Below are 7361 nucleotides of genomic sequence, written 5' to 3' on the forward strand. Positions count from 1 at the left end.
GGGGCGGGCCCGCATCCAGCAGGCCGCACCGCCGCCGGTTGAGCGTCGTGCCCCGCCGCCGGCAACCGCACGGCTGAGTCCTCCGCCCGCGCCGCCGCGGCCGCCGGTTGCGCCGGTGGTGCGGGCTGCGCCGCCGCCACCGCAGGCGATGCGCCCGGCCGCTCCGCCGCCGATGGCCCGCCCGGCCCCGCCGCCGCAGATGGCGCGTCCGGCGCCACCACCGCAGATGGCGCGTCCGGCTCCGCCTCCCATGGCCATGGCGCGTCCAGCGGCGCCGCCGCCGCGGCCGGCGCCTCCGCCGGCCCAGGGCAAGCGGTGTCCGCCGAACGTCCCGCACTGCTGAGCGATCGCGCGCCGCCGCAAGCGGCGCGACGGTTGCAACAAGGGCCTGTTTTCGATATTGGCCGAACCGCCGGATTGATCGATCGTGGGCGCAGGACGTCGGCAGCCGACGACGTGTTGCGGGGGCGTCATTGATTTCAGCGTTGGTTCGACCCGTGCGCGCGCTGCTGCGAAGCCCCATCGTCATGGCGCTTTGCTGCGCTGGCCTGATATCATCGGCTGCGGCCCAGGGCTTGCCCGGCGCCGAAACCGTCTACGCCTCGGCGCCGCCGCGCCTGCTGCAGATCCGCACTCTGCTGGCCGACGCCGGCCGCCAGACCTCGACCGGCTCCGGCTTCCTGGTCTCCGCCGACGGGCTCGCGATCACCAACTATCACGTCGTCTCCGACGCCGCGCTCGAGCCGAAGACCTATCGGCTCGAATATTCGGGGGCGGACGGCACGCAAGGCGCTGTGACGCTGCTTGCGGTCGATCTGCCCAACGACCTCGCGCTGGTCCGCGTCGACAAGCAGGAGGCGCCGTTCTTCGCCTTCGACAAGGCCGCGCTCGACGGCACGCTGCCGAAAGGCGAGCGGCTGTATTCCCTCGGCAATCCGCTCGATCTCGGCTTCACCATCATCGAGGGCACCTATAACGGCCTCGTCGAGCACAGCTACAACGACCACATCCATTTCACCGGCGCGCTCAACCCCGGCATGAGCGGCGGTCCCGCGGTCAACGCGCAGGGGCAGGTGGTCGGCGTCAACGTCGCCACAAGGCGCGGCGGCCAGCTGATCAGCTTCCTGGTGCCGGCCCGGTTCGCCGCGGCGCTGCTGGCGCGCGGCCGCGAGGCGAAGCCTGCGGCCGGAGACTTGCGCAAGGACGTCATCGCCCAGCTCGCGAGCTGGCGCGGCGCGCTCTACAAATCCCTCAGCGAGGAGGGCTTCCGCGACCGCGTGTTCGGCTCCTATCAGGCGCCGGAGACGCGCTCGGCTTGGTTCGAATGCTGGGCCAGCACCAATGCCGGCGCATCTCCGAAGCCGCGTGCCAGCATCAATTCGACGAGCTGCAAGGCGGAGGCGAGCGTCTATGTCGCCTCCGACCTCAACACCGGCGTGGTCGAGGTCAATCATTCCTACGCGAAATCGATCGACCTCAATCAGTTCCAGTTTGCCACGGTGTTGACCCAGCTGGCGCAGCCGCGGCTGACCATGGGCGGCACGTTCCGCAAATGGTACACGCCGCAGCATTGCCACGAGGATTTCGTCGGCATCACGCCCGCGACCGAGCATCCGCCGCTGCGCGTGATGTGGTGCGCCCAGGGCTATCGCGAGTTCGAGGGCCTTTACGATGTCGCATTGGTGGCGGTGACGCAGGACCGCGCCGACGAGGCGCTGGTGTCCCGGCTCAATCTGCAGGCGATCGCCTATGACGATGCGCTGCGGCTCGGCGAGAGCTTCCTCGAACGGCTGCAGGTCTCCCGATGATCTGGATCGAGATCCTCTCCAGGCATCGCGACGTCACGAGCCGCTTCCGCGTCGATGCCACGGAGATTCACGTCGGCCGCGGCTACGACAACCACGTGATTCTCGATGACCCCTATGTCGCCGCGCGCCATGTCCGCATCTTTCGCGACGGGGAGGGCCGCCTCGTAGCGGAAGATCTCGGCAGCGCAAACGGTCTCTATCTCGGCAGCGGCAAGAGCCGGAAGCCGCAGCTCGTGCTTGATGGCACCGAGCCGATCCGGATCGGCCAGACCTTGTTGCGGGTGCGTGACGCGGCCCACGCGGTCGAGCCGGAGCGCCTCGCGGGATCTGACCGCGGCGCGCTGCCGATCATCGCCGCGATCGCGCTTGGCGCCGTGCTTCTCGCCATCAATTCGCTGCTGGTCTGGTTTGCCCAGACCTCCGAGCCGCATCTGTCCGACTATCTCGTGCCGACCCTCACCATGATCGGCGTGGTGATCGCATGGGTGGGCGCCTGGGCGCTGCTGTCGCGGTTGTTTTCGGCCCGGGCGCATTTCCTGCGCCATCTCCTGATCGCCGAGGCTGGCCTGGTGGCGTTCTGGATCTACAGCGAGTTCGCACAGTTCGCCTCCTTCGCACTGACCTGGACCAGGATCTTCACCTACGGCTATGCGGTCGCCTGGATCGTTCTGGCCGCGATCTGCTTCCTGCATCTGCGCGAGGTCGGGCGCACCCACATGGTCGTCAAGGGCGTCGTCGTCGGTGTCCTCCTCGTCGTCGCGATCGCGGTCCAGACGCTGCAGCGATCCGAAGCCTTCGCCAATTCCGGCCGGCCGAATGTTACCCACGTGCTGCTGCCGCCCTCCCTGCGCCTGGTTCCGCTGCGCAGCGAACAGGCGTTCATCGGCGACGTCGGCAGGCTCAAGGCCAGGCTTGACGCCGATCGCGCCGAACTGAAGCCGGGTGTGGAGCGCTGAGCACAGTTCCACTGTCTTTGGGTCCGGAGATTGAAAGTTCCAGACGTCCCGTTCTAGCGTTGGCCCCGGGGAATTTACGGGGGGCTTGAACATGAAACGGCGGACGATTGTGGGACTGGCTCTGACGCTGGTGGTAGCCGGGTGCGTCACGGGCAGGGAGGGAACGGAATACGCGGTCATCTCGCAAAAGATCGGGGCGCCGCGGCCCGGCCATTCCCGGATCGTCATCATGAGCCTGAAGGATTCCTGGCTCGAGCGGACCAATTGTGACGCGAAGGTCGATGGCATCGCACTGAATCGTCTGATGCCCGGCACCTACGCCTATGTTGACCGCCCGGCAGGGCCGCACCACGTGACGGCAACCCAGATCCTGTTCCCCGGCGAGACGGTGCTCGATTTCAACACCGAGCCTGGGAAGACCTATTTCTTCTCGATCAAGCCCAGTGAGCGCTCCCGGGCGATGCAGGGCGGTGCGATCATGTTCGGGCTGGTCGGGGCGGGCGTCATGGCTGCGGCCTCCGCCGGGGCCGACAACAAGGGGCCGGTCGACCTCGTGCCGCTCCAGGAAAGCCAGGCCCGGACCGCCATGGCGGAGCTCCTGCAGGCGGAATAAGTCCATTTTCCTTGCGTTGCGCCAAAATCCGGCTATATAGCGCGCCATCTCACACGGAAACTTGGCTCTCCTAGAGGGCGTCCGGTGGCAAGCCGGGCCGTAACGGCCCGTTTTTGCTCACGCGTTTCCGGAGGAATCAACCGGAGAATATCCAATGGCGCTGCCTGAATTCACCATGCGCCAGCTGCTCGAAGCTGGCGTTCACTTTGGCCACCAGTCTCACCGCTGGAATCCGAAAATGGCCGATTACATCTTCGGGGCCCGCAACAACATCCACATCATCGACCTCGCTCAGACCGTGCCGCTGCTGCACACGGCGCTGCAGGCCGTCAGCGACACCGTCGCCAAGGGCGGCCGCATCCTGTTCGTCGGCACCAAGCGCCAGGCGCAGGACAACGTTGCCGACGCGGCCAAGCGCTGCGCGCAGTACTTCGTCAATTCGCGCTGGCTCGGCGGCACGCTGACCAACTGGAAGACGATCTCGGCGTCGATCAAGCGTCTGCGTCACCTCGATGAGGTGCTGTCCTCGGGCGAGGCCAACTCCTACACCAAGAAGGAGCGCCTGACCCTGCAGCGCGAGCGCGACAAGCTCGACCGCTCGCTCGGCGGCATCAAGGACATGGGCGGCCTGCCCGACATGATCTTCGTCATCGACACCAACAAGGAAGACATCGCGATCCAGGAGGCCCAGCGCCTCAACATTCCGGTCGCCGCGATCGTCGACACCAATTGCGATCCGAAGGGCATCACCTACGTGGTTCCGGGCAATGACGACGCCGGCCGTGCCATCTCGCTGTATTGCGACCTGATCGCGCGCGCCGCCATCGACGGCATCTCGCGTGCCCAGGGCGAACTCGGCATCGACGTCGGCGCCTCGGCCACGCCGCTGGAGGAGGATCTTCCGGCTGCGTCCGCCTCGACCTTCCAGGGTCTGCCGGGCCCGCGCGGCACCGCCGACGACCTGAAGAAGCTCACCGGCGTGTCCGGCGCGATCGAGAAGAAGCTGAACGACCTCGGCATCTTCCACTACTGGCAGCTCGCCGAGCTCAACCACGACACGGCGCACCAGATTGGCGAAGAAGTCGGTCTGCCGAGCCGGGCCGATGCCTGGGTCGCCCAGGCCAAGTCGCTGGCCGACGCCTAAGACGACACGACGTGAAAATCTGGCCGGCGTCGCACGCCGGCCATCGCGACTGAGATAGGTGTTTCCTGGCAGCGGGCGGCGAGAGCCATCCGCTGCGTCGCGCTTTGGACAGGCAAAAGGACGTTCAACAATGGCGAATATCACCGCAGCGATGGTGAAGGACCTGCGCGAGTCGACCGGCGCGGGCATGATGGATTGCAAGGCCGCGCTCACCGAGACCGGCGGCGACATGCAGGCCGCGCAGGATTGGCTGCGCAAGAAGGGCCTGTCGAAGGCCGCCAAGAAGGCCGGCCGCGTCGCGGCCGAGGGCCTGATCGGCGCGCTGACCTCGGGCAAGAAGGGCGTGGTCGTCGAGGTCAACTCCGAGACCGACTTTGTCGCGCGCAACGAGCACTTCCAGGGCCTGGTCAAGATGATCGCCCAGGTCGCGCTCGACGTCGGCGCCGACATCGAGAAGATCAAGGCCGCCAAGGTCGGCAGCATCACGGTCGAGGCCGCGATCGCCGATTCGATCGCGACCATCGGCGAGAACCAGACGCTGCGTCGCGCGGCCGCGCTCGAAGTGAGCGAGGGCGTCGTGTCGAGCTACGTGCACGGTGCGGTCATCGAGGGCGCCGGCAAGCTCGGCGTCATCGTCGCGCTTGAGTCGCCGGGCAAGACCGACGAGCTCGCGGCGCTCGGCCGTCAGCTCGCGATGCATGTCGCCGCCGCCAACCCGCAGGCGATCGATGCCGCCGGTCTCGATCCGGAGATCGTCAAGCGCGAGAAGGACGTGCTCGCCGACAAGTATCGTCAGCAGGGCAAGCCGGAGAACGTGATCGAGAAGATCGTCGAGTCCGGCCTGAAGACCTACTACAAGGAAGTCACCCTGCTCGAGCAGGCCTTCATTCACGACAGCGGCAAGTCGGTCGCGCAGGCGCTGAAGGAAGCCGAGGGCAAGGTCGGCGGTCCGATCAAGGTGGCCGGTTTCGTCCGCTATGCGCTCGGTGAAGGCATCGAGAAGGAAGAGACCGACTTCGCCGCCGAAGTCGCCGCCGCCAGCGGCAAGAAGTAACGACTGACATCAGTCAAGGTCCGGCGCGGCTTTCGCGCCGGATCGCAACGCGCGGGGATAGGAGAGCATTGGCACATGGCTGAGCCGGTCTATCGTCGCGTCGTGGTCAAGCTGTCGGGCGAGTATCTCGCGGGGCCGCACTCCTTCGGCATCGACCAGCCGACCGTCGATCGGATCGCCGACGACCTCATCGCAGCCCAGAAGCTCGGCATCGAGATCGCCGTCGTCGTCGGCGGCGGCAACATGGTGCGCGGCGTCGAAGTGTCGTCGCAGGGCGTCTCGCGCCCGACCGGCGACACCATGGGCATGCTGGCCACGGTCATGAACTGCCTCGCTCTGGAGGCCGCGATCCAGCGCAAGGGAACGCCGGCGCAGGCGCTGTCGGCTTTCGTAATGCCCGAGGTCTGCGAGCTGTTCACGCGCGCTGCAGCGCAGAAATCGCTGGCCGAGGGGCGCATCGTCGTGCTCGGCGGCGGCACCGGGAATCCCTATTTCACGACCGATACGACCGCCGTGCTGCGCGCCGCCGAGATCGGCGCCCAGGCCGTGCTGAAGGCCACCAATGTCGACGGCGTCTACAGCGCCGATCCGAAGAAGGATCCGGCCGCGAAGCGGTTCGACAGGCTGACCCACTCCCAGGCCATCGAGGGCAGCTACAAGGTGATGGACGCGACCGCATTCGCGCTTGCCCGCGAAACGTCGCTGCCTATCATTGTGTTTTCCATTGCCGAGCCCGGCTCGATCAGCGCGATGCTGCAGGGCGAAGGGCGCGGCACCGTGGTCGCCGGGTGAGACGCGTCACCGCCGGTGGCCGGTGTTGGAGCAGTCCGATGCCTGCGGTAGAAGCGTAAGCGACACAGGAATTCGTCCGGGACTCCTCAGGTCCGGCCCAAGGCCTCCGCTCGGGAGGCCCGGCATAGCCGGCGAGCGAGAACCGGGTTGCAGGAAAGGAAAGCGTGATGAGCACGGGCAATTTCGACCTCAACGAGCTGAAGCGCCGCATGCAGGGCGCGACACAGGCGCTGAAGCACGAGCTCGGCGGCCTGCGCACCGGCCGCGCGTCGGCCTCGATGGTCGAGCCGGTCCAGGTCGAGGCCTACGGCTCGCACATGCCGCTGAACCAGCTCGCCACCGTGTCGGTGCCCGAGCCGCGCCTGCTCTCCGTGCAGGTCTGGGACCGCTCGATGGTCAAGGCCGTCGAGAAGGCGATCGTCGATTCCAACCTCGGCCTGTCGCCGGCGACCGAAGGCCAGGTGATCCGGTTGCGCATTCCCGAGCTCAACCAGGAGCGCCGCAAGGAGCTGGTCAAGGTCGCGCACAAATATGCCGAGCAGGCCCGCGTCGCCGTGCGCCACGTCCGCCGCGACGGTCTCGACACGCTCAAGAAGCTCGAGAAGAATCACGAGATCTCCGAAGACGATCAGGAGCGCTTCGCCGGTGACGTGCAGAAGGCGACCGACAGCGTGATCTCGGAGATCGACCAGCTGCTGGCGGCGAAGGAAAAGGAAATCCTCACCGTCTGAAGGATACGCCTGATGTCCAAAGCCGCGGCCCCGGTGACGGAGGCGCCGGACCGGTCCGACGCACCGGCCCATGTTGCCATCATCATGGATGGCAATGGCCGCTGGGCTGCGGCGCGCGGCCTGCCGCGCGCCGAGGGACATCGCCGCGGCGTCGAGGCGCTGCGCCGCGTCGTCCGCGCCTCGCACGAGATCGGCATCCGCTATCTCACCATCTTCTCGTTTTCGTCGGAGAACTGGTCGCGGCCCGCCAGCGAGATCGGCGA

General features: G+C 67.0%; 9 protein-coding genes. 8 read left to right on the top strand and 1 reads right to left on the bottom strand.

Features of this window, described 5'->3' with window-relative positions; all coding sequences use genetic code 11:
* On the bottom strand, nucleotides 1-474 hold a 474-nt coding region (locus BRAS3809_RS37585), incomplete at its 3' end, for a hypothetical protein (RefSeq protein WP_210161095.1).
* Here BRAS3809_RS37585 and BRAS3809_RS07110 point away from each other — a divergent pair.
* The 8 genes from BRAS3809_RS07110 to BRAS3809_RS07145 all read left to right on the top strand — a co-directional run.
* Nucleotides 474-1808 carry a S1 family peptidase gene (locus tag BRAS3809_RS07110; protein ID WP_008961410.1) on the top strand — a complete coding sequence of 445 codons (1335 nt, stop codon included), beginning with the start codon at nucleotides 474-476 and terminating at the stop codon, nucleotides 1806-1808. The two genes, BRAS3809_RS37585 and BRAS3809_RS07110, sit on opposite strands and share 1 nt — an antisense overlap.
* The gene (locus BRAS3809_RS07115) at nucleotides 1805-2764 is read left to right on the top strand and encodes an FHA domain-containing protein (protein ID WP_008961411.1); all 960 of its coding nucleotides are present in this window, start codon (nucleotides 1805-1807) and stop codon (nucleotides 2762-2764) included. The genes BRAS3809_RS07110 and BRAS3809_RS07115 overlap by 4 nt, the downstream gene beginning before the upstream one ends.
* Nucleotides 2765-2855: 91 nt before the next feature.
* Nucleotides 2856-3377: a DUF2846 domain-containing protein gene (locus tag BRAS3809_RS07120; protein ID WP_240535616.1), complete on the top strand. Its 522-nt coding sequence runs from the start codon at nucleotides 2856-2858 to the stop codon at nucleotides 3375-3377.
* Nucleotides 3378-3531: 154 nt separating this feature from the next.
* Nucleotides 3532-4521, top strand: coding sequence for a 30S ribosomal protein S2 (locus BRAS3809_RS07125; RefSeq protein WP_008961413.1), 990 nt, complete (start codon nucleotides 3532-3534; stop codon nucleotides 4519-4521).
* Nucleotides 4522-4651: 130 nt separating this feature from the next.
* Entirely contained in the window at nucleotides 4652-5575 is a 924-nt protein-coding gene (tsf, locus tag BRAS3809_RS07130; protein WP_008961414.1) for a translation elongation factor Ts, read from the top strand.
* A gap of 75 nt (nucleotides 5576-5650) precedes the next feature.
* Complete coding sequence (gene pyrH, locus BRAS3809_RS07135; RefSeq protein ID WP_008961415.1) at nucleotides 5651-6367, top strand: UMP kinase; 717 nt, start codon at nucleotides 5651-5653, stop codon at nucleotides 6365-6367.
* 167 nt (nucleotides 6368-6534) lie between these two features.
* Nucleotides 6535-7098, top strand: coding sequence for a ribosome recycling factor (gene frr, locus BRAS3809_RS07140; protein WP_008961416.1), 564 nt, complete (start codon nucleotides 6535-6537; stop codon nucleotides 7096-7098).
* A gap of 12 nt (nucleotides 7099-7110) precedes the next feature.
* Nucleotides 7111-7361: undecaprenyl diphosphate synthase family protein (locus BRAS3809_RS07145; RefSeq protein ID WP_035655634.1), on the top strand; the 251-nt coding region annotated here is incomplete at its 3' end.

The organism is Bradyrhizobium sp. STM 3809 (assembly GCF_000239795.1).
GTDB lineage: Bacteria > Pseudomonadota > Alphaproteobacteria > Rhizobiales > Xanthobacteraceae > Bradyrhizobium.